The organism is Lichenihabitans psoromatis (genome assembly GCF_004323635.1).
In the GTDB taxonomy this organism is placed as follows: Bacteria; Pseudomonadota; Alphaproteobacteria; order Rhizobiales; family Beijerinckiaceae; genus Lichenihabitans; species Lichenihabitans psoromatis.
The window spans coordinates 3,447,513-3,470,211 of the sequence record NZ_CP036515.1; the positions used below are offsets into that span (position 1 = coordinate 3,447,513).

General features: G+C 63.1%; 34 protein-coding genes and 1 tRNA gene. 12 read left to right on the plus strand and 23 right to left on the minus strand.

Features of this window, described 5'->3' with window-relative positions; translation table 11 throughout:
- Positions 1-30: 30 nt before the first annotated feature.
- The 3 genes from EY713_RS16060 to EY713_RS16070 all read right to left on the minus strand — a co-directional run bounded on the left by EY713_RS16060 (position 31) and on the right by EY713_RS16070 (position 1,377).
- Positions 31-447: a terminase large subunit domain-containing protein gene (locus EY713_RS16060; protein WP_131116619.1), complete on the minus strand. Its 417-nt coding sequence runs from the start codon at positions 445-447 to the stop codon at positions 31-33.
- Positions 444-788 (minus strand): hypothetical protein, encoded by a 345-nt coding sequence (locus EY713_RS16065; protein ID WP_131116622.1) that lies wholly within the window; start codon positions 786-788, stop codon positions 444-446. Before EY713_RS16065 ends, EY713_RS16060 begins: the two co-directional genes overlap by 4 nt.
- A 259-nt stretch (positions 789-1,047) precedes the next feature.
- Positions 1,048-1,377, minus strand: coding sequence for an HNH endonuclease (locus EY713_RS16070; protein ID WP_131116625.1), 330 nt, complete (start codon positions 1,375-1,377; stop codon positions 1,048-1,050).
- Between the two features lie 66 nt (positions 1,378-1,443).
- On the opposite strand from EY713_RS16070, the gene EY713_RS16075 reads away from it, so the two are divergent.
- A complete protein-coding gene (locus EY713_RS16075; protein ID WP_131116629.1) occupies positions 1,444-1,677 on the plus strand; it encodes a DUF6894 family protein in 234 nt (77 codons plus the stop codon).
- A gap of 76 nt (positions 1,678-1,753) precedes the next feature.
- Here EY713_RS16075 and EY713_RS16080 read toward each other — a convergent pair whose 3' ends face one another.
- The 11 genes from EY713_RS16080 to EY713_RS16130 form a co-directional block, all read right to left on the minus strand.
- Positions 1,754-2,722 carry a site-specific integrase gene (locus EY713_RS16080; protein ID WP_131116632.1) on the minus strand — a complete coding sequence of 323 codons (969 nt, stop codon included), beginning with the start codon at positions 2,720-2,722 and terminating at the stop codon, positions 1,754-1,756.
- A gap of 15 nt (positions 2,723-2,737) precedes the next feature.
- Entirely contained in the window at positions 2,738-2,992 is a 255-nt protein-coding gene (locus EY713_RS16085; RefSeq protein WP_131116635.1) for a hypothetical protein, read from the minus strand.
- Complete coding sequence (locus EY713_RS16090) at positions 2,955-3,773, minus strand: DNA-methyltransferase (protein WP_245572753.1); 819 nt, start codon at positions 3,771-3,773, stop codon at positions 2,955-2,957. The genes EY713_RS16085 and EY713_RS16090 overlap by 38 nt, the downstream gene beginning before the upstream one ends.
- Positions 3,774-3,908: 135 nt before the next feature.
- Positions 3,909-4,679: a DNA-methyltransferase gene (locus EY713_RS16095; protein ID WP_131116641.1), complete on the minus strand. Its 771-nt coding sequence runs from the start codon at positions 4,677-4,679 to the stop codon at positions 3,909-3,911.
- Positions 4,680-4,700: 21 nt separating this feature from the next.
- The gene (locus tag EY713_RS16100) at positions 4,701-5,018 is read right to left on the minus strand and encodes a hypothetical protein (protein ID WP_131116643.1); all 318 of its coding nucleotides are present in this window, start codon (positions 5,016-5,018) and stop codon (positions 4,701-4,703) included.
- Between the two features lie 65 nt (positions 5,019-5,083).
- The gene (locus EY713_RS16105) at positions 5,084-5,299 is read right to left on the minus strand and encodes a hypothetical protein (RefSeq protein WP_131116646.1); all 216 of its coding nucleotides are present in this window, start codon (positions 5,297-5,299) and stop codon (positions 5,084-5,086) included.
- 3 nt (positions 5,300-5,302) lie between these two features.
- Positions 5,303-5,503, minus strand: a complete 201-nt coding sequence (locus EY713_RS16110) for a hypothetical protein (protein WP_131116649.1) — start codon at positions 5,501-5,503, stop codon at positions 5,303-5,305.
- A 3-nt stretch (positions 5,504-5,506) separates the two neighbouring features.
- Positions 5,507-5,818 carry a hypothetical protein gene (locus EY713_RS16115; protein ID WP_131116651.1) on the minus strand — a complete coding sequence of 104 codons (312 nt, stop codon included), beginning with the start codon at positions 5,816-5,818 and terminating at the stop codon, positions 5,507-5,509.
- A gap of 212 nt (positions 5,819-6,030) precedes the next feature.
- Positions 6,031-6,327: a hypothetical protein gene (locus EY713_RS16120; protein ID WP_131116653.1), complete on the minus strand. Its 297-nt coding sequence runs from the start codon at positions 6,325-6,327 to the stop codon at positions 6,031-6,033.
- Between the two features lie 112 nt (positions 6,328-6,439).
- Entirely contained in the window at positions 6,440-7,408 is a 969-nt protein-coding gene (locus tag EY713_RS16125; protein WP_131116655.1) for a hypothetical protein, read from the minus strand.
- Positions 7,409-8,023: 615 nt separating this feature from the next.
- The gene (locus EY713_RS16130; RefSeq protein WP_131116657.1) at positions 8,024-8,569 is read right to left on the minus strand and encodes a DUF4142 domain-containing protein; all 546 of its coding nucleotides are present in this window, start codon (positions 8,567-8,569) and stop codon (positions 8,024-8,026) included.
- Positions 8,570-8,936: 367 nt separating this feature from the next.
- Here EY713_RS16130 and EY713_RS16135 point away from each other — a divergent pair, with 367 nt between their 5' ends.
- Positions 8,937-11,036, plus strand: a complete 2,100-nt coding sequence (locus tag EY713_RS16135) for a catalase (protein ID WP_131116658.1) — start codon at positions 8,937-8,939, stop codon at positions 11,034-11,036.
- Positions 11,037-11,220: 184 nt separating this feature from the next.
- On the opposite strand, the gene EY713_RS16140 is transcribed toward EY713_RS16135, so the two are convergent.
- The 6 genes from EY713_RS16140 to EY713_RS16165 form a co-directional block, all read right to left on the minus strand.
- Positions 11,221-12,294: a hypothetical protein gene (locus tag EY713_RS16140; RefSeq protein WP_131116662.1), complete on the minus strand. Its 1,074-nt coding sequence runs from the start codon at positions 12,292-12,294 to the stop codon at positions 11,221-11,223.
- A gap of 31 nt (positions 12,295-12,325) precedes the next feature.
- On the minus strand, positions 12,326-12,997 hold the full coding sequence (locus EY713_RS16145) for an MT-A70 family methyltransferase (RefSeq protein ID WP_245572754.1): 672 nt from the start codon (positions 12,995-12,997) through the stop codon (positions 12,326-12,328).
- Positions 12,994-13,482 (minus strand): DUF4031 domain-containing protein, encoded by a 489-nt coding sequence (locus EY713_RS16150; protein ID WP_131116667.1) that lies wholly within the window; start codon positions 13,480-13,482, stop codon positions 12,994-12,996. The genes EY713_RS16145 and EY713_RS16150 overlap by 4 nt, the downstream gene beginning before the upstream one ends.
- On the minus strand, positions 13,479-13,724 hold the full coding sequence (locus tag EY713_RS16155) for a DUF2312 domain-containing protein (protein ID WP_131116670.1): 246 nt from the start codon (positions 13,722-13,724) through the stop codon (positions 13,479-13,481). Before EY713_RS16155 ends, EY713_RS16150 begins: the two co-directional genes overlap by 4 nt.
- Before the next feature lie 3 nt (positions 13,725-13,727).
- Entirely contained in the window at positions 13,728-14,096 is a 369-nt protein-coding gene (locus EY713_RS16160) for a GcrA family cell cycle regulator (RefSeq protein WP_131116673.1), read from the minus strand.
- A 159-nt stretch (positions 14,097-14,255) separates the two neighbouring features.
- Positions 14,256-14,699 carry a hypothetical protein gene (locus tag EY713_RS16165; protein WP_131116676.1) on the minus strand — a complete coding sequence of 148 codons (444 nt, stop codon included), beginning with the start codon at positions 14,697-14,699 and terminating at the stop codon, positions 14,256-14,258.
- 682 nt (positions 14,700-15,381) lie between these two features.
- On the opposite strand from EY713_RS16165, the gene EY713_RS16170 reads away from it, so the two are divergent.
- The 4 genes from EY713_RS16170 to EY713_RS16190 all read left to right on the plus strand — a co-directional run bounded on the left by EY713_RS16170 (position 15,382) and on the right by EY713_RS16190 (position 17,911).
- A complete protein-coding gene (locus EY713_RS16170; RefSeq protein WP_131116679.1) occupies positions 15,382-15,612 on the plus strand; it encodes a hypothetical protein in 231 nt (76 codons plus the stop codon).
- 138 nt (positions 15,613-15,750) lie between these two features.
- A complete protein-coding gene (locus EY713_RS16175; protein ID WP_131116682.1) occupies positions 15,751-16,083 on the plus strand; it encodes a hypothetical protein in 333 nt (110 codons plus the stop codon).
- A gap of 255 nt (positions 16,084-16,338) precedes the next feature.
- Positions 16,339-16,635, plus strand: coding sequence for a hypothetical protein (locus EY713_RS16180; RefSeq protein ID WP_131116684.1), 297 nt, complete (start codon positions 16,339-16,341; stop codon positions 16,633-16,635).
- Positions 16,636-17,050: 415 nt separating this feature from the next.
- Positions 17,051-17,911, plus strand: coding sequence for a LexA family protein (locus EY713_RS16190; RefSeq protein WP_131116689.1), 861 nt, complete (start codon positions 17,051-17,053; stop codon positions 17,909-17,911).
- A gap of 12 nt (positions 17,912-17,923) precedes the next feature.
- Here EY713_RS16190 and EY713_RS16195 read toward each other — a convergent pair whose 3' ends face one another.
- The gene (locus tag EY713_RS16195; protein ID WP_131116691.1) at positions 17,924-18,256 is read right to left on the minus strand and encodes a hypothetical protein; all 333 of its coding nucleotides are present in this window, start codon (positions 18,254-18,256) and stop codon (positions 17,924-17,926) included.
- 195 nt (positions 18,257-18,451) lie between these two features.
- On the opposite strand from EY713_RS16195, the gene EY713_RS16200 reads away from it, so the two are divergent.
- The 6 genes from EY713_RS16200 to EY713_RS16225 all read left to right on the plus strand — a co-directional run bounded on the left by EY713_RS16200 (position 18,452) and on the right by EY713_RS16225 (position 20,494).
- Complete coding sequence (locus EY713_RS16200; protein ID WP_131116693.1) at positions 18,452-18,862, plus strand: hypothetical protein; 411 nt, start codon at positions 18,452-18,454, stop codon at positions 18,860-18,862.
- A gap of 99 nt (positions 18,863-18,961) precedes the next feature.
- Positions 18,962-19,201: a hypothetical protein gene (locus tag EY713_RS16205; RefSeq protein WP_131116694.1), complete on the plus strand. Its 240-nt coding sequence runs from the start codon at positions 18,962-18,964 to the stop codon at positions 19,199-19,201.
- Positions 19,198-19,725, plus strand: coding sequence for a hypothetical protein (locus EY713_RS16210; RefSeq protein ID WP_131116697.1), 528 nt, complete (start codon positions 19,198-19,200; stop codon positions 19,723-19,725). Before EY713_RS16205 ends, EY713_RS16210 begins: the two co-directional genes overlap by 4 nt.
- The gene (locus EY713_RS16215; protein ID WP_131116700.1) at positions 19,722-19,988 is read left to right on the plus strand and encodes a hypothetical protein; all 267 of its coding nucleotides are present in this window, start codon (positions 19,722-19,724) and stop codon (positions 19,986-19,988) included. The genes EY713_RS16210 and EY713_RS16215 overlap by 4 nt, the downstream gene beginning before the upstream one ends.
- Positions 19,981-20,265: a hypothetical protein gene (locus EY713_RS16220; protein ID WP_131116704.1), complete on the plus strand. Its 285-nt coding sequence runs from the start codon at positions 19,981-19,983 to the stop codon at positions 20,263-20,265. The genes EY713_RS16215 and EY713_RS16220 overlap by 8 nt, the downstream gene beginning before the upstream one ends.
- On the plus strand, positions 20,258-20,494 hold the full coding sequence (locus tag EY713_RS16225; protein ID WP_245572755.1) for a hypothetical protein: 237 nt from the start codon (positions 20,258-20,260) through the stop codon (positions 20,492-20,494). The genes EY713_RS16220 and EY713_RS16225 overlap by 8 nt, the downstream gene beginning before the upstream one ends.
- Here EY713_RS16225 and EY713_RS16230 read toward each other — a convergent pair.
- A complete protein-coding gene (locus EY713_RS16230) occupies positions 20,472-21,782 on the minus strand; it encodes a tyrosine-type recombinase/integrase (RefSeq protein ID WP_131116707.1) in 1,311 nt (436 codons plus the stop codon). The genes EY713_RS16225 and EY713_RS16230 overlap by 23 nt on opposite strands.
- A 110-nt stretch (positions 21,783-21,892) precedes the next feature.
- Positions 21,893-21,982, minus strand: a tRNA-Ser gene (locus EY713_RS16235).
- Positions 21,983-22,699 lie beyond the last annotated feature (717 nt).

Sequence of the window (22,699 nt, forward strand, 5' to 3'; positions counted from 1 at the left end):
GATTGATAAAAAAATGTATTTGTGGCGGCTTTAGAGAGTTCCGGTCAGCTGCTCGAAGGCGAGCAGCGAGATGGCCTGGGTCGGCGCGACCAGCAGGAATTCGGCATTGGGCCGCTTGTTGAGCAGCAGGGCCGTCAGCATCATGCCGGAGCCGTTGGTGGTCTTGCTGTTCTTCTTGGGCACGAGAAGGAACAGCTCGCGGATGAACCGCACGTTGGTGACCGGATCGTAGGAGCCGAACATGGCCCGCACGATGTCGCGGAACCAGTCGCCGGCCGCCTGCTCGAACCGCGGCGTGCCGGGGATATCCGGAATGCGCAGGTTGTCGAAGATCCGGACGGCGCGATCGGCCTGCTCGACGATCAGGTCGGGGAGGAACGGCACCAGGCTCGTTCCGTTACGGAGGCGATCTTCCCAATCGGGGCATGACAGATCCCAATCCGTCATCCGATCAGGTCTCCCCATCCGCCGTCATCGACCGGCTTGCTCGTCGCGCCCGGTTCGGGCGCAGGCTTGGCGCCCGACTTCGGCTTGCCGAGGGCGCGATCCAGGATCGCGTTGGCGGCCGAGACGCGCGACGATTCCTTGAAACCCTGGGTGGCGATATGGGCCAGCGTATGGATCGCGATCGCCTGGTAGTGCTTGGCGAGATCCTCGGCGCTTTCGCTGCCCTTCAGCGGCGACAAGACTTCGATCGCGGGGGCTTCGGTCGGACCGAGGTCGGGCTTCGTTTTCGGCCCGGTTCCGGATCGAGCGCCGCCGCGCCCCTTGCCGGTTGGCTTGGTCATTGAGGGCTCCCATGCGAACCGCCCGAAAGCGGCTAAGTGATTGATGGGACGCGTCCGTTTGAATTATTTGCTATTCAAAGGGGCAAAAAAATCTCCGCGTGAGACTACGTCCGGTTCCAGCCCCCCTTAACCGGTCGGGATCGAAACCCCCCACCCCCCGGCCAGGCCCCAGCGCCTGCCGCACAGGGCCGGGCAGGGGCGTCGGACGGTCAGGACAAGCGACTGAGGCCAGAAGAACCGAAGGCCAGTCAGCGGGCTTCTATGAAGCGTTGAAGCGGGTGAAGCGGCCTCCGCCGCGGCGGGTGCCGTCCGGCCCCTCTTTGACCTGGTTGTCATGCGCCCGGCAGAGGGAGCGGAGGTTCGAAGCCTCGTCCGAGCCGCCGTTACGCGGGCTGACGATGTGGTCGACCACCACGGCGCGGGCCAGGCAGCCGGGCGCCGTGCATTGGTGGCCGTCGCGAGCGAAGATGACTTGGCGCAGGACTTTCCAGTCCGTCGTCCGGTACCGAGGATCCGCCGTCTTGGGCGGCAGCTTGGCTATAGACAAATCGGCTGCCTTCAGGCGAGATGGGACCGTTCGCAAAGTCATTGGCTCGCCTCCTGGAGTGATCAGGTTTCAAGGACTATCGAGAGGTTGGAAAACTGGGAGAAAGATGTGACCCGCTACACCTTCGACTTACTAGACGGCGATGATGCTACGGACCTGTCCGGTATCGCAGATGGCAATCATCGGATGGCCCTGAATGTGGCAACGACGCTGTTACCTCAAGTTGTTCAGGGCATTACCGCTTCCGATTTGACAAAACAAGTTAGGGTCGTTGTTCGTGACGTGGGCGGCAATCCACTCTTTCAAGTAAAGATTTCGATCGAGGTGGATCGCGCGGTCTGATCGATAGGCCGACGAATGTGCGGCTTTTACTTCCGGGAATGCTCATTATCAGAAGCAATCCGCTCTCGTAGCAAGCTCAGAGGAAGCCCTTGCCGGCGTGATCCTTGAACGCCTTTGCGCGTCGATCGTAGATCTTCAGCGTCGACACATCTTTGTGCCGCGTCACGTCCATCACCTTGAACGGATCCGCGCCACTGGCGAGCGCACTCGTGGCGAAGCCGGCGCGCATCGAGTGCCCCGAGAACAGCGTCGGGTCGAACTTGGCGACCGCGACCCAGCGCTTGATGATGTCGGCGACGGAGCGGTCGCTCAGCGCCAGGGGCGAGACATGACCGCCTTTGGCGATCGATCGGAACACCGGGCCGTCAATGATGGCGGCGGCGGCGAGCCAAGCCTCAAGCGCAGCGACAGCACCCAGCTTCGAACCACGCGGAACCGCGACGACATGACCGGATCCTTCCTGGTCGGTTTTGGACGTGCGAATATGGACGATGACGCCTTCGAGCACGCGCTCGAGGTCGTTGACGTCCAAGGCAACAATCTCGGAGCGCCGCAGCGCGGCCGCGAAGCCGACGCCGAGCAGGGCGCGATCGCGTTTGCCGATCAGCGTGTCCGGAATGACCTTGTTGATGGCCTTCATCACCTTGTCGGTCGCCGGCGCCTTTTGGGTCACCCGTGTACCGATGGTGCGCCGAATGCCGCGCATCAACTGCTTGATCGCCTCGGCCGACGTCGGCGGCTCATGGCGCGCCTGGACATGGTGATAGGCGATCGCCGCCGCGCGCCGGTTGATGGTCGACGCTTTGATTCCGCCATCGGCGAGCGACGCGAGATAGCCCGCGACAGTCGCGATCGAAGCGGGCAGGGGATCGGCGCCCACCTCGGTGCACCATGCTGTGAACTGCCGGAAGTCGCTCGCATAGGCGCGGCGCGTCGCTGGTGATTTCTCAGCGAGCGCATAATCGACGGCCGAGCGCACCGCCTCGGTAAAGGCGGTGCTGTGGGCAACGTCCCTCCCGCCGATCGGGACCGGCAGGTTGGACATGATGACCTCGCCTGCTTAACCAGCGCGTTCGTGGGCAACAACTTTGACGCTTGGATAGTCGTGGTTGACGATAAGCTCGAACTCGACGCCGAGCGGATCGCCCTGTTCCTTGAGACTCGGCACGATCGAGACCGACACGTCGGGCTCATAGTGGATGGACGCTTGCCGCTTCAACTCCTCGCCGAGCAGCTGCACGACCTGGTCGCCGGTCAGCGTACCGGTGTGCCGGGTCTCATTGGTTTTCGTCCTCTCGAACTCGATCGTCTTCACGGCTCGCTCCTGAATTGATGCGTCGGGCCGTCTGGCCGGTCAGCGTTTCCCAGCGCCGGATGGCGACGTCGACGTAGACCGGGTCGAGCTCGACCGCGTGGCAGATCCGACCGATCGTTTCGGCCGCGATGATCGTGGTGCCGGATCCGACGAACGGGTCGTAGACCGCGTCGCCGGGGCGGGAGTTGTTCTCCATCGGCCGCTGCATCGCCAGCAGCGGCTTTTGCGTGCCGTGGCCGGTCTCCGAGCGCCGATGCGGCATCAGCCACACCGTGGTCTGTTTGCGATCGCCGGCCCAATGACCGGTGCGACCCTTGCGGACCGCATACCAGGCTGTCTCATGCCGCCAGTGATAGTGGCCGCGCGAGATGATCAGCCGGCCTTTGTCCCAGATGATCTGAGAGCGCATCCGGAACTGGCAGGCCTCGAGGCTGGCCTTGACGACATCGCCGCTCAACCCGCCGTGCCAGACATAGGCGACGTCGCCGGGAAACAGCGCCCAGGCGGCGCGCCAGTCGGCCTTATCGTCGTTCATGACCTTGCCTGTCGCGCCGCCTTTCGAGCGGCCGAGCAGATCCGTCAGCTTGTCGCGCCAGGCCGGGTCGTAATTCACGCCATAGGGCGGGTCGGTCACCATCAGATGCGGCACGGCGCCGTCGAGCGCCAGCGCCACGATGGTCGGGTCGGTTGCGTCTCCGCAGACAAGCCGATGCGCGCCGAGCGACCAGACGTCGCCGAGCTGCGCCACCGGCCGGACCGGGGCGTTATCAATTCCTTGCATGGTTGTGGGTTCTTTTGCGTCCCGCCGCATGCGGCAGGCGGGATGGCCGAATGTCGGCCGGCTCAGGTCATGCGAGGTACAACTCGCGGCTCGAGGTGTTTGCGCACCTCGGCCCCCGCCTTTCGCGGCGGAGGATCAGGCAGCGCCGAGGCGGACAGCCGGCAGGCCGGTCAACGTCTCCCAGCGGGCAATCGCGATATCGACATAGGCCGGGTTGAGCTCGATCGCGTGACACACGCGACCCGTGATCTCGGCCGCCACGATGGTGGTGCCGGACCCGACGAACGGGTCGTAGACGGCATCGCCTCGGGCTGAATTATTCTCGATGGGGCGCTGCATCGCCAGCAGCGGCTTCTCGGTCGCATGGCCGGATTGAGACCGGACATGCGGAATAGGCCAGATCGTGCGTTGCCGGCGATCGCCCTGCCAATGCGCCGGTCGGCGCTTGCGCACCACATACCAGCATGGCTCGTGCTGCCAGTGGAAGTGACCGCGACTGAAGATCGGCCGCTTCTTGTCCCAGATGATCTGGGCGCGCGGCTCGAATTTGCTGGCCTCGAGGCTTTGCAGCACATGCACGCTCTGCAGCGCGCCGTGCCACACATAGGCGGCCGAGCCGGGGAACAGGTCCCAGGCGGCGCGCCAGTCGGCGATGCCGTCGTTCATCACCGCGCCGATCGCGAAGCTGCGGCTGGCGGTACCGACCGATTTTGCATGGGCGATACGCCAGGCCGGATCGTAACCGACACCGTAGGGCGGGTCTGTCACCATCAGGTGCGGCACGGCGCCGTCAAGCGCCAGCGCCACGGTCGCCGGGTCGGTCGCATCGCCGCAGACCAGCCGATGCTTGCCGAGCGACCAGACGTCGCCGATTTGCGTGGCCGTTCGGCGGGCGGGATGCTGCATGCCGGTCCGTCCTGTCTGGTGTCAGGCGTCGGCGAGCACGCGCGCCTTGGCTTTTGATCGGGTCGGCTTCGGCGCCGGCTTGGGTGCCGGCTCGGGCTCGACCTCATCGATCGGCTTGCGGATCACCGACCACTCGAACCAGCCCATGAACGTCTTGCGGGCGTTGATCCAGGCGTCGCCCATCTCGACCGCGATCGCTTTGGTGTCGAGCTGGCGGCGACCGCCGGGCACCTTGGACACGTCGAAAAGCAGGCCTTTGTAGAAGTTCTTGCCGCGCCGCACGAACTCCGCCGTCAGGATCTTGAGGCGCTCGGCATCCACCTTGGCGCGCGCCTTCACGACCCCGTATTCGTCCGCGAGGTCGCGATCCGACCTCTTTTCAATATCGTCCATGTCGGCGTCTCCTACGCTTTTCGACCGGGACCATCGCCCCGAGATGTGTGGCCCCAGCGGGCGATGGCGCCCTTCGTCCAGTCGGCCCGATTGGCTCTGACCTCGCGGAATCGCGCGACGCTGGGCACGGCCGCAGCACGGATCGCCTCGAGCTCGCGGTCGCACAGCACGATAGAGCCGAGCTCGTCGGGCAAAGCTGCGACGGCGTCATCGGTCATCCGGAGCATGGCTCAGCCCTCGAGGCGGTCGACGATGCAGACCGGGACCGTCATGCGGTGCATGGCAAATCGCTCGGCCAGGTGCTTGTCGGTGAAGCGCAGCGCGTCGGTAGCATCGACGGTCCAGAACAGGACCTCGTCGTGATCCTCGGCCAACAGCTTGGGAGCTGAAGCCGGGCTCGACGCGTGTTCGATCATCCAGACGCGCCGCATGGATCAGGCCACAGCCGCGAGAGCATGACCGCGACGGCGCGCGCATTCCCGCGCCTGCCCCGTCGCGCGGATCTCGCGCAGCATCGCGCTGGTGTAGCGGTTGCGGCCCTGGTCGCGCGCATAGGTAAAGATCGTCTTGCGATTCTTACGGTCTGCCGACCGAGGACGCTCGGGCAGGCGAACGAAATCGCGCTGGATGAGCCCGGACGCGGCCATCACGATGACGGCGAGGCGTCGGAGACGAGTTGTGAGCATGCAAGGCCCTTCGGCTGGCGCGATCGAGACGCGCGGGATCGAGCCGGCGGCGACAGCCACCAGCGGGACATCCGGTCGAAGCCGGGATGGGGGTGAGGAGGGGACGCGGGCCGGGACGCGAGGTCCGGCTCTGGTCGCGCAGGCGGGATCGGCCCGGCTTACCCCTTGCGGGCGCAGGCCAAGATCGGAACCGTCAAGCGCGCCAGTTTTCCACCGAGGGGCAGGGAGCGATTACCTGCATCCGCGTCGTTGCTGGCCCGTTCGGGCGTCTGTTATCGGGAGGCGATACGCTTGGGGCGGCGGACTTCGACCATGACCGCACGGCCCTGGCGGTCCGTCACGGTGCGCGGCCGCATCGACACCGCGCCGCGTTCGGACTCGGGATGCGATGGCAGCTTGGCGAACACTTGATCGAGCTGGACGTCGCGCGCGAGCTTCTCGAGTTCACTCAAGGCGGCATCCTTCTGCTCGTGAAAACGGTGCGGGTCGCGGCGATCGGGGCCAAGCCCTCGGATCATGTCGCAGGCGGCCAGGATACGGCTCGCATAATCGCTGGCAAGATCGGTCACATGACGACCTTCCTGCCGCGGAACCCATAGGCCCGATATGAAAATCGCCCCGCAGGCGTTTGCCCCGGAGCGATCTGTACCCGTTCTGTCTATGTCAAGTCACTGACGCTAGTCAAGCGCTGTGCGCGGGGCGGACCGCTCGCGCCAGCCACGCCTCGGACACCCGCTTGGCCGGTCGGATGGCCAGCGGCACAGCCGGAGCGCCGCGCCGCGCCGGCGACAGCCGACGCATGCCGAGGGCACGATGCGCCGCCGCCGTCTCGCGATCGTCCTTCCGGTACATCCGGGCACTGAGATCGGCGAAGATGCGGGGCGGTTTTCCGGCATCGGTCTCGCCCAGCCACGGCTTCTGTGCCGCCGAGGGCGGCAGCACCGCGATCGACTCGAGCACCTCGAACAGATCACCGGCCAGCGCGTTCAAACCCGCCCACCACGCGAGATATTCGGCCCGCTCCTCAAGGATGCTCTTCGGCTCTTGATCGTATTTCAGCGGGCAGTAGGCGCCTTGCGGATAATGTTGCCCTGATGGCGCGACCGGCACCAGAACGTCTTGTGCCAACTCACCCTCTGGCCAGACCGGCACGAACTGCGTTTCCCATCGCAGCACCACCGGTTTGCCGTTCGGCTGCGTCACCCGCGATTGGGTCGGCCGGGACTGCCAGAAGGGCCGGCATCGCGCCGCCGGCATCCGGGCCATGATCCCGATCGTCACCTCGATCCGCTCGAAGCCACGGCGCATCGCCTGCGCCTCGTCCTGGGCCGTCGTGACGAAGTCGGGCGCAAGATCGAGCGGGCCGCTGATCGGCTCATCGTGGAACCGCGCCAGTGCATTGACGGCCGCCTCGACCTTCAGCGCGTCGGGGTGGCACTCGCCGAGCGCGGCCGGCAGACCGGGCTCACGGCTCCAGTCGTCGACGCGGACACCGAGATCGCAGATCCGGAACATCGGCGAGACTTCGCATGGCTCGCCACCGTCGCCCTCACGCTGCCGTTTCGGCAACTCGTCGCGATAGACCCAGCGGAGAACATCCTCGATGTCCATCACGCGTCGCCCTTTCGCTTTCTCCTCCAACCGCATCATCCGTGCCAAGCTCCAGCGCAATCCCCTGTTGCTGTGGTCCGTGGCGATCGTTGCACCTGTCAAGGGCTAAGCGATCATCGACCGCGAGCATGGATGCGAGCGTCCGCGCCGCTCGCCGTCGCGCATATTCCGCCGTTCGGCGCGTCCAGGCCATGTCACGGCAAAGCTCGCCGAACGAGGCTTGCGTGGCGCGGCACCGCGCCCAGGCCCACAGGTATTTACGCCCGTCCGGATCATGCTCGAGCAGGGCGGACCAGTTCGACACGTCCGAAAGTCGAGTGGAGATGCCAGTAATTTCTGAAGTTTTTCCGTACACTCCGAATACCGGCATAAGCGGCAGAGCGGTAAAAGCGGCAATGAGGCAAGCCTCGACGCGCTCTTGCGTCCAGATATAAGCCAGTTCAATCCTATTGATCACGAGGAACCATAACAGGAACGAAGCTCTGTAACTACGATCGACATTGTGTCGTCTCGATAAAGTAACGAGGTAATCACAGATGATCTAGGCTGAGTTTTATCCATCCCTCGAAGAGAGTTCATCCATAACAAGGCGACTCAGACCGTGCACAGGGGACCCGGAGCATTGCCCGATGGCCTGCTCCGGATCATCAAGTCTCACATGCTGGACATGGCCTCCGCCATTTTCAGGTGCATGTTGACAGTCGGGAGTGTCTTTGTGGCCCAGGTCTTCAGCTTTGCGTCGTCCCCTGCATCCTTGTAGCTCGCGAGGAGCGCAGCCGTGTCCTGATGCGCCTGGATCTGGTCGGCCACGTACGCCTTGTCAAAATCCGCACCGGTCTTGGCTTGGAGTGCCGTCACCAGAGCCTGGTGCGGATCGTCGAGCGACATCGCGACCGTCGCGCCCGACCCTTTTGCTGCGGTCTGGAGTTTCTTCTCCGCCATGTCGTGATCCTTGATCATCTTACGGGCGAATGCTTTTACCTTTGGGCTCGCGCCCTGTTTGAGAGCGAGCTTTGACTCGGCGACTTCAAAGGTATTTCCAACCGACGCCTTCATCGCAAAGTCCGGGGCCGGAGTTGCGCCCTGCGCCAATGCGGGGGAGGCCAGAACTGCAGTCAATGCTGCCACGCCACATACAAATTTAACGTTCACGATCGAGGTCCTCGATGATTTGGCAGTGGTGCCGGAGCCCGAACTCAAGACGCGCGTGTTCAGGTCCCGATGGCGACCTGCGACCTCACCGCACAGCTCTCAGCAGGGTCGGATTGCGCCTGGCGCGTCGTAAGACGCAGGTAATATCCCGATGGACCCCCTTGCAGAAACGACCACGACGCCATCGTGGGGTCGACCTCGCGCCAAGCGCTTCCGTCGGAAACCAACGCTAGTCAATCACCGCGGAACCATGAAGCCGCTGACACGTAAAGACGGCACTCACCAGAGCAAATCTGAAGCGACCTACAAACCGACGATGTGCTTGACGTCAGCGCACTCAACGACCGGTTGCATCCCGTGGCTTACCGCGCGGCGCTCAGTCGGCATCGACCAGATACTCACACGAGGCTTTCCTATGGCAAAACACAAGACACCTCATGCATCTGCCACAGCGATCTCGGAACTTGTCGGCAGCGGTGGCGAGCTGCATCAAACGGCACATGGCACGCATCCCCCTATGACCACCAACCAGGGTGGCGTGATCGCCGATGATGAGAATTCGTTGAAGATCGGGGAGCGTGGTCCTGTCCTGCTCGAAGACTTCGCCCTCATCGAGAAGCTGAACCACTTCAATCATGAACGGATTCCGGAGCGCGTCGTCCACGCCCGGGGAGCCGCGGCGCACGGCTTCTTCGAGTTGACGGACTCGCTGGCGGAATTCAGCAAGGCCAAGATCCTCGGCGAAGTCGGCGTCAAGACGCCCCTCTTCACCCGCTTCTCGACAGTTGGTGGCAATATGGGCTCGGCCGACACCGCGCGCGACGTGCGTGGCTTTGCGGTTAAGTTCTACACGCAAGAGGGCAACTGGGATCTCGTCGGCAACAACATACCGGTGTTCTTCATCCACGACGCGATCAAGTTCCCCGATCTGATCCACGCTGCCAAGCAGGAGCCGGATCGCGGCTTCCCGCAAGCACAAACCGCCCACGATACCTTCTGGGATTGGGCATCGCTCTCGCCGGAGAGCACGCACATGCTGATGTGGATCATGTCCGATCGGGCGATCCCGCGCTCGTTTCGCATGATGGAGGGCTTCGGCGTCCACAGCTTCCGGCTCGTCAACGAGGCGGGTCAGTCAACCTACGTCAAGTTCCACTGGCGGCCGAAGCTCGGCATGCAGTCGGTTGTCTGGGACGAGGCCCTCAAGATCAGTGGTGGGGATCCCGACTTCCATCGCCGCGACCTTTGGAATGCCATCGACACTGGCAGCTTCCCGGAATGGGAACTGGCCGTGCAGTTGTTCGACGAGGATTTTGCGACGAGCTTTGACTTCGACGTCCTGGACGCGACCAAGCTTATCCCGGAGGAGGTCATCCCGCTGCGCGTCATCGGGCGTATGGTACTCGACCGAAACCCGGACAACTACTTTGCCGAAACCGAGCAAGTCGCTTTTTGCACGACGCATGTGGTTCCCGGCATTGACTTCACCAACGACCCGCTTCTGCAGGGGCGGAACCAATCCTACCTCGACACGCAGATTAAGCGATTGGGCGGCCCGAACTTCGCACAGCTGCCGATCAACGCACCGCGCTGCCCTGTCCGCAACTTCCAGCGAGACGGTCATATGCAGATGGGGGCGCCGAAAGGCCGTGTGTCATACTCGCCGAGTTCACTCGACACCACGACCGAGCGGCAGGATCCAATGCTCGGGTTCAAGAGCTTTCCGGCCAAAGAGGCGGGCGACAAGCTGCGGACACGCTCATCCACCTTCGCCGACCACTTCAGCCAGGCTCGTCTGTTCTTTTTCAGCCAGACCGAGACTGAGCAGAACCACATCATCTCCGCCTTTATCTTCGAGCTGAGCAAGGTGCAAACAGAGGCCGTTCGCTTGCGGCTCTTGGGACGGCTGGCGAATGTCGACGAAGCGATCGCCAAGCGAGTCGCCAATGGACTTGGCTACGAAGGCCCGATCGAAAAGGCGCCGACGCAGGTCCCGGTCCGCAAGGACCTGAAGCCGTCGCCGATGCTCAGCATCCTTGCCAAGGCCAAGCCGACTCTCAAGGGACGTCTGATTGGTTGTCTCGTGGCCGACGGAACGGATCCGAAGGTGGTGGTCGCGATCGAAAAGGCCGCGACGAAGATTGGAGCGCAATTGAAGGTCATAGCCCCAAAGGTTGGGGGCGCTAAGGGCAGTGACGGTGGGCTCATCCACGCTGATTTCCAGCTCGCGGGCGGCCCGTCAGTCCTGTTCGACACTGTTGTCCTCGCCTTATCGGTCGAGGGTGCAGCGATGCTCGCCGAGGAGTCCGCCGCTGTGGCCTTCGTGCATGACGCCTTCGCGCACCTCAAGGTCATCGGCCACTCGGTCGGGGCTAAAACGTTGATGGACAAGGCGGGCGTCAAACCGGATTCGGGCGTCGTTGCACTCGACGCTCACAGCGGAGCCGCCTTTCTGCAAGAGGCCGAAAAGGGACGTGTCTGGGCGCGCGAGCCGACCGTCCGCTCGGTTTTCTAACCTGCCTATACACTGAGGAAGGGAGCGCCGGCCGGGAGACAGGCCGGCGCTCATCAACATCTTTCGGCCTGCAATCTGTATTTTGACCGGCGTGCAAAGGTAGATATTTCGTCATCTACCGTTCATCGCCTATCTTCGAGAGAACGCCATCCGCACTTCGCATCATCCGAAGCAGCTAAGTCTCTCACATCGGCCGCCCGCGATAAGTCGTCGGCTGAAATGGCCGGCTCCCGCGATACTTCGATCCTGACGGCGCTTGTCCGCGCGGCGGCGCCTTGTCGGGCCACTCGTCCGTCCACGATCGCTTGTTGAGCCACGTCGCGGGGTATTTCCAGGCATAGCCAGGTGGCTTGCCATCGGCATATCGGACGACCGCGGCGATCATCTGCTCGAAGGGGAGGGGCGGGTCACGCGCCATCTCCGCAAAGACCTGCATGGCGTCCTCTTTGCCGACTTTGTTGGGCCAAAGCACCCACCAATCTTGCCACGCTGTCGCGGGCCAGGGCGGCACGGGCGTCCGATCCTGACTGGGCCTAGATCCAGCGCTGCCGCTTCGGCTGTCCTGACCCGGACATCCGGCCTCAACCGGGCTGCGCCCGGTTGAGGATATATAGTCTGAGGTTTCGGTTCCTTTCGGTTCCTTTCCTTTGTGACTCACTGGGTCATTGTCTGAGGCAGTGCCTGGGGCACGCTGATCTGCGAGTGCCGGTGCAAGGTCCGGGTCGGCGTTCATGTGGTTGCGTAGGATCTTGGCTTGGGGATCGAGAGCGTAGAGGGCATTGCAAGCAGATGTGTTGGCTCTGTCGTATGGCTCGCTGTTGAACTCTGCCCCTTTTCGCCCCGCGCTCGACTTGGCCTGTTTGCGGCGGTTCGAAATGAGCTTGATCCAGGTGCTCAGTGCTTTGACGGCCATGTCGCGCCGATAGAAGCGCCCGTCCGAGCAGAGCGTCCAGCCCTCCATGGCGACTGCCTTGACCATAAGCCAAGCCCGCACGTCGCGCCCATACCCTGCCAGGAAGGCGAGCTCTGCATCGTTTTCCGGCAGGGTGGCGGCCGGCTTCTCGTGCTGCGAACGTGCATGCAGACGAACCGCCGCCCCGAACTCCTCGGGCGAGGCAATGATGGAGAATCGGCTATCGCAGAGCCACTGGATATTGAGCATGACCTCGGGCATGTCGCCGAGATCGACATCGGGCGGCAGCAAGGGAGGCGGGGCACCGCCGTGGGTGACGACGCGGAGATGCGGCTGGGTCGTCACGGGTGCCTCCGGGCAATGAGTGTGGCGTCGGTCATGCGGTCACCTCGAGGATCGATGTCTGATCGGGATGCTCGAACCGCAGCGGCTTCGGCGGCCGCGCCTGCTTCTCGCGCTTGCAGTTTGCGGGTTGTGCCTCGTCGAACTTTCCAGCCTCGCGGCCCCATGCATCCCAGCCCGGCCGGGTCTTGCGCGAGAACAGGTCGGCCCGGCGCCCAGGCCCGAACAGCTGCTCGGCGGTCGCATAGGCGAGCTCGGGCTTTTCGGAGTGACGCCGGCGCGGCGCCTCGATCACGTTGAGGATCGAGCGCGAGACCGTCTTGGGTCTGCCGACCCGGCCGATCAGGAACGGCTCGGCATTGCCGCGCAGCACGAAGCCCGGCCCGAAGGCTAGCTTGCCCGTGGTACCGCGCTTCACCCAGGCGCCGCCGGTCACATAGGTGAAGCCCCATGCTTTCAGCACGGTCAGGCCGGCCTCGATCATCGGGAAGGTGGCCCAGAGCCAGAGGTAGCAGTCGCCGCGCGCCAGATAGCTGACCGGCAGGGCGCAGATCTCGGCCGTCGGCATGCAGTCGTATTGCCCCTGCGGAGCCTTGTCGGCGCCATTGTCGGAATGCAGCTCGAACAGCCAGGGCGGATCCGCCATGATCACGTCGTAAGATAGGATCGGCAGCGGATCGAAGAACGTATTGGGATCCGGCGTCACGCGGCGGCCCTCCGGTCCGCATGCTCGCGATGGGCGTGGCAGAACCATTCCGTCTGGCCGTTCACGCCTCGAAAGCCGAACGCACCCCACTCGCCGCACATGCAGAGGTGGATACGCGGGTCGGGTCCGGGCGCGGGCGCGGTCGACTCCGCAAATAGGTCGGTGGCGACGGCCGGCGTCTCGGCGCGCAGCGCGCGAGAGTGGGCGATCCGGGCCAGCGCGGCGGTATTGCCCTTGCGGCGCGCTTCGTGCTCGGCCGGGCCGAACATGTCGGTCTCGATCGCGCCGTTGCGGACCAGCACGGCACGCACCCGCGGCGCGCAATCGTAGTGGCGCCAGGAGGCTTTCGGTGGCTCTTGGAACCACTCGCGCTTCAGGCCAGCGGCGGCGGCCGCGAGATGGAGCTCGTGCAGGCTGTCAGCCCACACATGGCAATACATCTGCCCGCGGTAGGGCAGTCGAGCGGGATCGACGAAGACGCTCATCCGGCCATCCCCAAGGCCGAGAGATACAGGTCGAGGATCTCGTCTTCCTCCCGGCGCTTGTCGTGATCCATCTTCCGGATCGAAACGACCTTGCGCATGATCTTGACGTCGTAGCCGGTGCCTTTGGCCTCGGCGTAGACCTCCTTGATGTCCTCGGCGACCTGCTTCCTGTCCTCATCGAGCCGCTCGATGCGCTCGATGAAACTGAGCAAGTGCTTGGCTTCTGCGGTGTTGGAATCCATGGCCTAGCACCTCGCCAGTGAGATCTTGGCGGGGCGGCGGACTGAAGAGGGCACGTAGCAGCGCTGGGCGTGGCCGGCGCAATAGGGCTTACCGGCCGCCTCGACGGGCTCGCTGCAGAACCGGAAACCCTCCTGGCGCAATTCTCCAAGCGGATAGTGACAGCCGCCGGCGGCCGGCCCGTTTTTGAAGGCGTTTGCTGCGGGGGAGCCCTCGAACAACATCGGCCGATGCGTGGAGGGCGCGGCGATCGGCGTCTCGATCGGTTGCGGCAGAGCGCGCTGCGGGGCCGGCGAGACCTTGCTGAGCTTTGTGGGGGTTCTCCTGCGGAAAGGCTGTCGGATGGTTGGTGTGCTGCTGCTGAGATCGGTCATGGCCACGCCCGAAAAAGGATGAAGAGAGAGAGGGCGCGGTCCACCTCGCAGCGGGCCGTCCCAACACGTCGAGGGCACACAGGGCGCCCGAGTAGCGGTTCACGATGAGGGAGAACGGCGCGGAGGCCGTGCGCCTAGCGGCGCGGCGTCAGAGGGGGATCACCCGGCCGGCTCGGGGATCTGAAGAGCCAGGGCGCCCACCATCTCGCCCAGGCGAGCGAGCGCACCGCCGCGTCCGCCCTCCGGTTCGCTGCCTTGATTTGGCGCGTGGCGAGCCAGGTGCGCGTTGACCTCGGCAAGAGCGCGCTCCACGACCTCGAGGCGGGCCATAACGCGTTCGGCTTCATAGCGGGCGGCCACCTCTCCTAATGTGTGGGATTGCTCGACGGGCGCAGGGGCGAGCCGCGCAGCTGCCTTCCGCAACGCGTCCATCTCCTCGGCCCTGATCAGCTTGGCCGTATCGTTCCAGATCCCGCGCACGCGTCGCGCCCCGAGCTTCGTCTCGCGATCGACGTAGCGGAGTATCTCCTTCACCTTCGAGCCGCACGGCATGGTCCTGGCGATCCTCTGCACGAGGGACTTGGCTTCCGCGACCGAGCTCATTGAATATCCTGCCATGTTCGCGGCTCGAAAAGCCTCGCCTGCGGCTGAGTTTGCCGCGACCTTGGCAAGGACCCATGCGATGCTTCGCCTCGAAGAGCACCACGGGCGCTTGAACCCGCCTTGCTCGCCTGAAAACGGAGATGGAAGTGACCGATTTTCTTACCCCCCAACCGGCCGAACGGGGCTGAGTCCACCGAGCGGCTGGGGTGAAACCGCCCGGTCTCTGAAGCTGCTGAACAGGCCGGCGGAAAGGCCAGGTGAGTGGCACGCGAAACGCCGCGCTCACCCTGCAAGTCTCGCCCGCTTTCGCGGGTCAGGGAGGAAACGCCCAAAGCGCGCAAGCGCAGAAGGGGCATCTCTGACCCGGCAAGCCGAGCCAGAGCGAGGATCGCCCGACGCGAAAGCGCGGGCGCGAAGGGCGAGACGGGACGACCGAGCGCAGCAAAGCCTCGGCCGCCCCTAACACCAACGATGGTGGCCCCACCGTCAGTGATCTCGTGACGGCAAGCGGCAGACCTGGTCATAGGCCACCTCCGACATCGTCGACTTGACCGAACGCATGCGGATGCAAGGACGCACCCGTGCCACCGATCGACCGATCGCTTCCGCTTTCTGTCGTTAGCCATCCCAACAACCCAAGAAGACGGCGCCGGTCGACACCGTTCGCGCCAGGAGAAGACGCATGTCCCGCATTCCCGTCGATGCCGATACGACTCGTCTGCTCGACGCACTTGAACGGTTGAGCCTTCGCCTGGTCGACCATCTGCCGCCCTCGGCCGTGCCGGCCGCCCAGGAGGCATTGCATCAGGAGATTGAGACGACGAGGCCGGGCTTGCGGTCGCCCGGCCTGATGACCTGGACGCTGCAGTTCAGCGAGCGCGTGGCGCAGCGGTTCGCCGGAAAGCGCCCGTGACAATTCGAGCGAGTCGGCAGAGGCGTGCGCGCGGCTCATGCCGCACCTCTGTTCAAAGCGGTAAAGCGCGACCGGACCCCTTGCGAGGCCCGGTCGCGCCCTTCACCATCGAAGCGCAACACAACGACGGAGAACCTTGTGGACCACCAGCCTGAGCAAACCCTAGCGAGCAAACTGGAGAGCATCGTCCAGCACTTGGCAGCGCAAAACGTGTTGATCATCCTGCTGCTTTCGGAAGTCGCACGAGATAAGGATCGCAACGCTGCTTTCATCACGAACCTCGACGCGAAGTTGCAGAAGATGAGGGAGAGTGAGGGAGAGACACCAGCTCTTCTGAAGCTCGAAGTGATTGCAGCTCATGCGCGTCGGGTGATGTCCGGTCTGCAGCAGACTGCGGAGCCGGCGAGCGATCTGATAAACCTAGTCCACGTAGCAGGTCAGCAACCGCGTCGGGCCACAAGACCTCGTTAGCGTGTTCAACGTCAGCCGCATCATCCTGTCCATAGAACCTGGCGATGACCCTTCGACTCCAGCGCTCTTTTTCGATGAGGCGTCGCCAGATCGCGGGCACCAGCGCGAGGTCGCGGCCGAACTGGACGAGGCGTGAGACGGAGGCGCGGCTCATGCCGACACCCCGCCCGCGAGCGCGGAAAACCGCGACCGGACCCCTTGCGAGGCCCGGCCGCGCCCTTCACCATCAGTGCGTGACCAACCGACGGAGAAACAATGCCGGAGCACTACGAAATACAACTCGATGGCTTTCGATATGTGACGAACGACGCTGGAAAGCAGATCGCTGAAGTAAGCTACCTGGTGAAGCAAGGTTACTTCACGATGGTCATGCCGGTTCTCATCGACGCGCAAAGCGTCAAGGAAACCGACTTTATTTTGGCGGCTCGAGGAAATCTGCATCGGATCCTCAGCGAGCTTTCTGTTCAGACGCAGGAATGGGCTCTGCCGCATCATCCAGGCGCAGCAGCGGCACACAATCAATCGAGCCCCACGCAGCCGTCGGATCTCTGACCATCGGCCAGATGCCGGCGCGCAATCGGCTCTCCTCGAGGTCCGATAGCCGACCCATCTCGACTAGACTGTCGATGATGCGCAGCGCCTCGGCGCATGGCTCCGGCAGCTTGTAGCTCCGGATCAACTGCTCGGTCCGGCGACGACGCTCCTGCGGCGTGGTGAGAGAGCCCCTCATGCCGCGCTCCTTTGGGCCTGCTGCGGCTCTGGGCGCGAGACAGACTCGGGCCAGACTGCGTGGTCCGGCCAATTATCTGAGAACCAGCGAAGAGCGTGCTCCCACCGCCTGACCTGAATGTCTGCTCCTGTGCTCAGGGCCCGCAGCTTCTTCGTATCCCCAAATACCCGCCAACTGACTGTCGATTGCTCGACACTTAGCGCCTCTGCGTAAAGAGCGGCTAGCAGGAGAATTTGTGTGATTGCACCCATAGACACAGGTTTCGGTAATACTACCGTTAAAGTCAACGGTTATCTTACCAGTAGCGCCAAACAAGAGGAGCGGTCATATTACCGGTCAATGGAACTTTCTGAAATCCTGGCCAGAATCGAACGCCGGCTTGAGAAGCTAGGCCTTAGTGCGGCTTCGGCGTCGAAAGCTGCAGGCAAAACTGACGCCATCCGGAATTTGCAACGCGCTGTGGAAAGCGGGGACAAACGACAAGGGATCAGCACAGCGACACTGAACGCTCTCGCCCCAATCTTAAAAACGAGCTCAATTTGGTTGCTGGCTGGCGCGGGACCGGAGAGTATTGACAATCCGGATGAAATCGAAAATGACGCCGCCCGCGATTATGGTAGCCGAACGTCAGATTTGGTTCTCGCTCAGTATGCCGGGATCGTCGAAGCTGGATCGTTTCGCCCGGTCGACGAAGACATCAACTACGACGTCGAACCGATCCCTGTCCCACGTGACAGGAAATACCCGCACGCCAAACTCTTCTTCTTCGACGTCGCAGGCGACTCGATGAACGATCTGAAGCCTCGCCCAATCATGCCGGGCGACCAGGCGCTATGCATCGAAATTGAGAAGCTGCGGGTGCCGTATCGTCACGGCATGGTCGTAGTCGTAGAGCAGATCATCAACGGCGGACATCTGCGCGAGCGGTCGGTCAAGCAGATCGAGTTGTTCGAGGACCGGGTCGAGTTCTGCCCACGCTCCCGAAACCCCAAGCATAAGCCGATCGTAGTGCCGCGGGAGCCAACGGCCGACGACGGCCGCATCGTCGCCGTGATCGCGATCGTGCGCAGCATCGTCAACACCATCTCGTCGGACTAGGCCAAGCCGCACTTAGGCATATCGCATCAAAGGCGATAGCGGCAACATCGGATAAGGATCAGGTCGGCGCGCGTAGCGAAGCTCACGTTCGCGTTGTGCAATGTCGAGCGCGGTTGCGTCGCGAACGTCGTCGAGATTAGCCACCTCGTAGGCGCAGGCGGGGCAACTGAACACCATGCGGGTCCAGAGCTTCCGCCGCTTGAACAGGGTCGAGGCTTTCATGGCGCCCGGCGGCCGATCAACGCTGGCCAGTCGCATGGCGGGCTTAAGGCATCCGCAGCACCGAAGGTCCACCCGCAGCAACACGGAATCGATTGATGTCGCAAAATCGTTGCTATTCGGCATTCGAAGCCACCCACTCCGTTTGTTCCTTCTATGTTCCTTAAAGGTTAGGGGCTGGAGAGAGTCAATCCGTCGAGGCGCAACTCAAACTGTAGACCCGTGTCTGATGTACCTAGGTGAGGTAATTTTACTTATCTGGCTTGACGCGGTAATTTTACTGTTCCACTCTTACCTCATCGCTTACCCGCTGAGGTCTCCATGTACACCGTCACCATCGCCGTTCCGTTCTCAGGCGTAGCAAATTCCAACCGAGCAGGCAGTCCGCTCTCCGGCACCGTCCTGGTCAGCCCAGCGCCCTTCGGCCAGTCGAGCTACGGTCAGTTCGAATTCTGGGCCATTCCGCAGGCTGTTCCAGCCAAGCGTCGTAAGAACGCCAAGGCCCTCGCGCCGGCCATCGTCGCCCCGACGCTGCTGACCCAGGATCACCCCGACTTCGCGGCCTTCGCGGCGCATTTCGAGCGGTGCCGCCGCGAAGACATCGACGCCTTCATGGCCGACTGGATGGAACACAAGGGCGGCTTTGTCGAAATGACCGGCGGCCGCCGCATGCCAAATGTCCATCACCGCCAGCCGGCCCATGCCGACGGCGCTCGCGCCCTCGCAGCGTGAGGGTGTGATGACCTCTCCCTATCGCAAGCATCTCATCGGCCGCCGAGGTGTGCCCGCTCCCGAGACCGGCAAGCCGGAACGTACCGAAGGGGCGGCGGCATGACGGGCGGCCATTTTTCCGACGTCCTCGATGACGAACTGCGTCGCGTCACGACAACCCGAGCCCTGCGCCACCTCAACGCCCGCGACCTTGCCGATCCCGAGGCGCGGGCCGTGGCCTATGTCCGCGCCGGTCTCCTCATCACTCCGCTCGGCGCCGACGACCTCGAGGCAGTGCGCCGCGCAGACAAGCTTATCAAGATCAACGCTCCCGTCCTCCATGTCAGAGATGCAGCATGACCTACGCGCATGTCTTCGCCAGTATCTTGGCCGACACCCCGGCCCACGACCAAGCCGAAAGAACCACCGAGCGGATGTCTCGCGACCTGCTTCATGCGGCTGTCCATGAGCGGGCAGACCTCGGCGATTGGCGCACCATCGACTCGGTTCTCCTCGCCGCCGGATTTACCCGGGGCTCGATCGACCTTTATGGCGTGTCGGCGCTCGAACGCGCCCGCTTCAAGCGCCAGTTTCGCACCCGGGTCGTCACCGGCTTGGAGGCCTTCGGCTTTGCCTTCCTGATCGCCGTTGCTCTCGTGATCTACTGCATCGTCTGCCCGCTCCCCGCGCGCGCCGCCGGAACCTCAGTCGAGAATCCCTCGATTTTTGCCTCATCGGTCGTCCAGATCCTGCTTGGCGTCTTGCTGCTCGGAGCTTTGATTTGGGCCGTCGCCACGCGCGGAACGCCCTGGATCGCCGACGCTCCGGAGAGCGACCAGCGCCTATTCGGCGACACCACTACCTACACCGGGGACGATCGATGATCCGTATAGTCCCCATGCGGGTGCCGCCGCGTCCCGCTCCTGATCCTCCGGCCGCCATGAGGCTGATTTCCGCTCAGGCATTCGACGTCGCGTTGAGGACGCTGCAGGTGCTCGCCCTCGAGGCAGAAGCCGCTTACGGTCTGCATCCGGACGAGATGGCGCATCCGATGGTCCGGATGCGCCATTGCCAGGATGCTCGAGAGGCCGTGCGCCTGTTCGGCGAAGCCAATTGGATCGTGTCGTGGGATACGAACCATGCCTGACGCCGCTATCGATCGCCGAGCACGCCTACTCTCCAAGATCGTAGAGTTGCGCGCCAAGACGGCGAGCATCGGTTGCACCGAAGCCGAGGCGCTCGCGGCGCCGTTGGCGCGACGCTGCCGACATTCGATTGAGGGACCGTCTCATCATCGCGGAGCGCGTGACGGGAACGCGGCCGATGCCGGACGAGCAGCCGCCGACCCCGTCACGCTCGCGCATGGCGTCACTTCAAGTGCGCTCGTGCAGGCCCAGCTGGGCTACGGGAATGTGCATGGCTGATCGGGATATCTGTCCGTACGGCCTAGTCCCCAAAGAAGGCCAGCCGTTCGAAGAGCATCATCTCGAGCGTGCTCTGGCAGAACTGGCGCGGATCATCGATCAATACGGTGAGGTCTACCTTCCGCTATTCGAGAAGGTGGAGGCGGAGTTGGCCGAGCTGCGGCGTCGCGCCAATCCGCTCGAGCGTGCGCGTCGGATGGCACAGGCTATACGGAGGCAGGCGGCGTAAAGGCGATCCGACGAAGCCACTCCCGCTTCTGCTCTAAGCTTGGACCAGAGCCATATTTCGGGCGTAAATATTTGTGGCCCATCAAAGCTGCGATCAGCTTTTCAGGAGCTTCGACGGCCGTTAGCCGATCCTCGAAGCTGTGACGCAACGAATACAACGAATGCGACGACGTCGGGCGCAGCTGGTGTGATCCCAGGACTTTGTTGACGAGGGCCGACAGCCCCGCGGCCTTATCGCGATATCGAGGAAAGCCAATTGGCTGTGCCTGCATCGCTGCGAGCGCAACGCCAACCAGCGGAATGTCTCGTTCCGACTGCCGCGTCTTCATGCGACGATTGTCTGGCCGGACCTGAACATGAGGAATATCTGCGTCCAGATGGATCGTATCGCTCGTGAGATTGACGGCTTCAGAGAGGCGCAGACCGGTTTCGGCGATCAGGTAGAGAGCGCGTCTCGCTTCGGAGTTCAAGGCGTCGAGAGCGCCGTTCGCGAGCAATTGGTCTTGAATGAACCCGGTCGCAAAGGCTGAGCGACTTCCGGTTTCCTCCCCCTCGATCCGCAACTGGCCGAAAACCGCCGCGAGTCCTAGTCGATGTTTTTGATCAACGGTCCTGAACATCTTGTTGAGGTGTCCGATATCTTTGTTGGCCGTGCCGATATCGATCTTTTCCGCGAGCACCCGATCCTGCCACCATCCCTGAAAGTCGAGCGTGTCGCCTCGAGTGACCTGGTCGATCGGTTTATCGCCGATCTTCGCCATCAGGTTGGCGATGGCGCGAAGCTTCGGATTTCGCCATTTTCGAAGCTGATCGGGCGAAAAGTCGTTATTGCCGGCGCGGGAGAGCTTCTCAAACTCCGCGAAGAGGTTAGAGAGCTGTATTTGCGGGACGGGGACACCGCCCAGCAGCGATGCGGCAGCCGATCCGCCTTCCTTCTGCTCGATCGTCAGGAACGATTGGAGCCTCGTTGCGAGCTCTCGCATCGGGCGTTCTGCAAGCTGCTCCGCGGGAGTGTAATCGAAACCGAGTTGCCGGCTACGCAGCCTCGCTGCCTCATAACGGACAGCAGCTTCGGCCGACCGTCCATCAGATAGCGCGCGCCAGTAGATCTCGAGCTCGGCGTTGATTTGGCCAGCCACCTTACCGGCCCTGATCCCGCGTGGGTCGTCAGCCACACGTACTTTGGTGGATTGCTTGACGATGCCTCTTTTGTCCAACCCGGTGAACGGTTCGGGCACACGGCGTGCAAAGTGCCACCAGCCATCGCGCCGCGTCAAAAAGGTGCTCATGTCCGCAAGTGTTGCACGATTTGTTGCGCGATACTAGGGCAACGTGCCATATGTAAAACAATTCATTAACGATTAATCGTTACATAACAACAAGTTAGGCTAATTCTCTTTGGCGGAAGGGGTGGGATTCGAACCCACGGTGGGCTTGCACCCACGGCGGTTTTCAAGACCGCTGCCTTAAACCACTCGGCCACCCTTCCAAGCCCGCCGCGGCGATGAACTCTCACCCTCATCTCGAAGGCGGATATCACGGCCTGGACCCGTCGACATCCAATCGACGATGATCCGACGCCCCACGTCTTTAAGGGGGCGCAGGGTGCGTCGTCAACGGCGATACGGCAGCGCTCTCACGGATCGCCGGCGAGGCCCTTGCACCATTGGCTGACCATCAATCGATTTTTGATTTGTCCGATGCGCGGCGCGCGCTTTGAAGACGTTCTTCAGCCGACCGTAAGCGCGCTTTGTCGATCGAGCGAAGCTCTTCCTTAGACGTGAAAGCTGGGGCGGGCTCCGCGGTCGACGTCTGTTTCGACTGCGCTTGGCGCGCGGCTTCGATCATCTTCTTCAGGTCATCCACGGTGTCGTCTCCCGCCTCGAGCAGAAGCTACGGTCAGCGGAGCGGAACGGCGTCGGATCGCGTGTGTTTGAGAAGCGACATGCGTTCTCGACCTCCCGTCAGCCGCAGATATGCCGCAATTCAGCCGCATCTCGCCACGAGACACGAAATGGCGTAGTTGAAGTCGAAGCGTTTCGAGGCCAGGGCAGGGGAGGACAAGCAGCTTCAATGTTCCGTAACCAAACTGGCGTGATAACAACGTTCGGATCGAAGGATGTGTCGGCGCGACATCGCGCTCTGTCGTCCTACCGCGAGGCTCAGGCGCCTTGTGGACCGTCGACCGGCGTAAACAATGGGTCCT

Bases quoted from the DNA above. Each gene is read 5' to 3' on its own strand.
- EY713_RS16060 (WP_131116619.1), bottom strand. From the start codon at position 447: ATGACGGATTGGGATCTGTCATGCCCCGATTGGGAAGATCGCCTCCGT.
- EY713_RS16065 (WP_131116622.1), bottom strand. From the start codon at position 788: ATGACCAAGCCAACCGGCAAGGGGCGCGGCGGCGCTCGATCCGGAACC.
- EY713_RS16070 (WP_131116625.1), bottom strand. From the start codon at position 1,377: ATGACTTTGCGAACGGTCCCATCTCGCCTGAAGGCAGCCGATTTGTCT.
- EY713_RS16080 (WP_131116632.1), bottom strand. From the start codon at position 2,722: ATGTCCAACCTGCCGGTCCCGATCGGCGGGAGGGACGTTGCCCACAGC.
- EY713_RS16090 (WP_245572753.1), bottom strand. From the start codon at position 3,773: ATGCAAGGAATTGATAACGCCCCGGTCCGGCCGGTGGCGCAGCTCGGC.
- EY713_RS16095 (WP_131116641.1), bottom strand. From the start codon at position 4,679: ATGCAGCATCCCGCCCGCCGAACGGCCACGCAAATCGGCGACGTCTGG.
- EY713_RS16105 (WP_131116646.1), bottom strand. From the start codon at position 5,299: ATGCTCCGGATGACCGATGACGCCGTCGCAGCTTTGCCCGACGAGCTC.
- EY713_RS16110 (WP_131116649.1), bottom strand. From the start codon at position 5,503: ATGCGGCGCGTCTGGATGATCGAACACGCGTCGAGCCCGGCTTCAGCT.
- EY713_RS16125 (WP_131116655.1), bottom strand. From the start codon at position 7,408: ATGATGCGGTTGGAGGAGAAAGCGAAAGGGCGACGCGTGATGGACATC.
- EY713_RS16135 (WP_131116658.1), top strand. From the start codon at position 8,937: ATGGCAAAACACAAGACACCTCATGCATCTGCCACAGCGATCTCGGAA.
- EY713_RS16150 (WP_131116667.1), bottom strand. From the start codon at position 13,482: ATGAGCGTCTTCGTCGATCCCGCTCGACTGCCCTACCGCGGGCAGATG.
- EY713_RS16155 (WP_131116670.1), bottom strand. From the start codon at position 13,724: ATGGATTCCAACACCGCAGAAGCCAAGCACTTGCTCAGTTTCATCGAG.
- EY713_RS16160 (WP_131116673.1), bottom strand. From the start codon at position 14,096: ATGACCGATCTCAGCAGCAGCACACCAACCATCCGACAGCCTTTCCGC.
- EY713_RS16165 (WP_131116676.1), bottom strand. From the start codon at position 14,699: ATGAGCTCGGTCGCGGAAGCCAAGTCCCTCGTGCAGAGGATCGCCAGG.
- EY713_RS16170 (WP_131116679.1), top strand. From the start codon at position 15,382: ATGTCCCGCATTCCCGTCGATGCCGATACGACTCGTCTGCTCGACGCA.
- EY713_RS16180 (WP_131116684.1), top strand. From the start codon at position 16,339: ATGCCGGAGCACTACGAAATACAACTCGATGGCTTTCGATATGTGACG.
- EY713_RS16195 (WP_131116691.1), bottom strand. From the start codon at position 18,256: ATGCCGAATAGCAACGATTTTGCGACATCAATCGATTCCGTGTTGCTG.
- EY713_RS16200 (WP_131116693.1), top strand. From the start codon at position 18,452: ATGTACACCGTCACCATCGCCGTTCCGTTCTCAGGCGTAGCAAATTCC.
- EY713_RS16205 (WP_131116694.1), top strand. From the start codon at position 18,962: ATGACGGGCGGCCATTTTTCCGACGTCCTCGATGACGAACTGCGTCGC.
- EY713_RS16210 (WP_131116697.1), top strand. From the start codon at position 19,198: ATGACCTACGCGCATGTCTTCGCCAGTATCTTGGCCGACACCCCGGCC.
- EY713_RS16215 (WP_131116700.1), top strand. From the start codon at position 19,722: ATGATCCGTATAGTCCCCATGCGGGTGCCGCCGCGTCCCGCTCCTGAT.
- EY713_RS16220 (WP_131116704.1), top strand. From the start codon at position 19,981: ATGCCTGACGCCGCTATCGATCGCCGAGCACGCCTACTCTCCAAGATC.
- EY713_RS16225 (WP_245572755.1), top strand. From the start codon at position 20,258: ATGGCTGATCGGGATATCTGTCCGTACGGCCTAGTCCCCAAAGAAGGC.
- EY713_RS16230 (WP_131116707.1), bottom strand. From the start codon at position 21,782: ATGAGCACCTTTTTGACGCGGCGCGATGGCTGGTGGCACTTTGCACGC.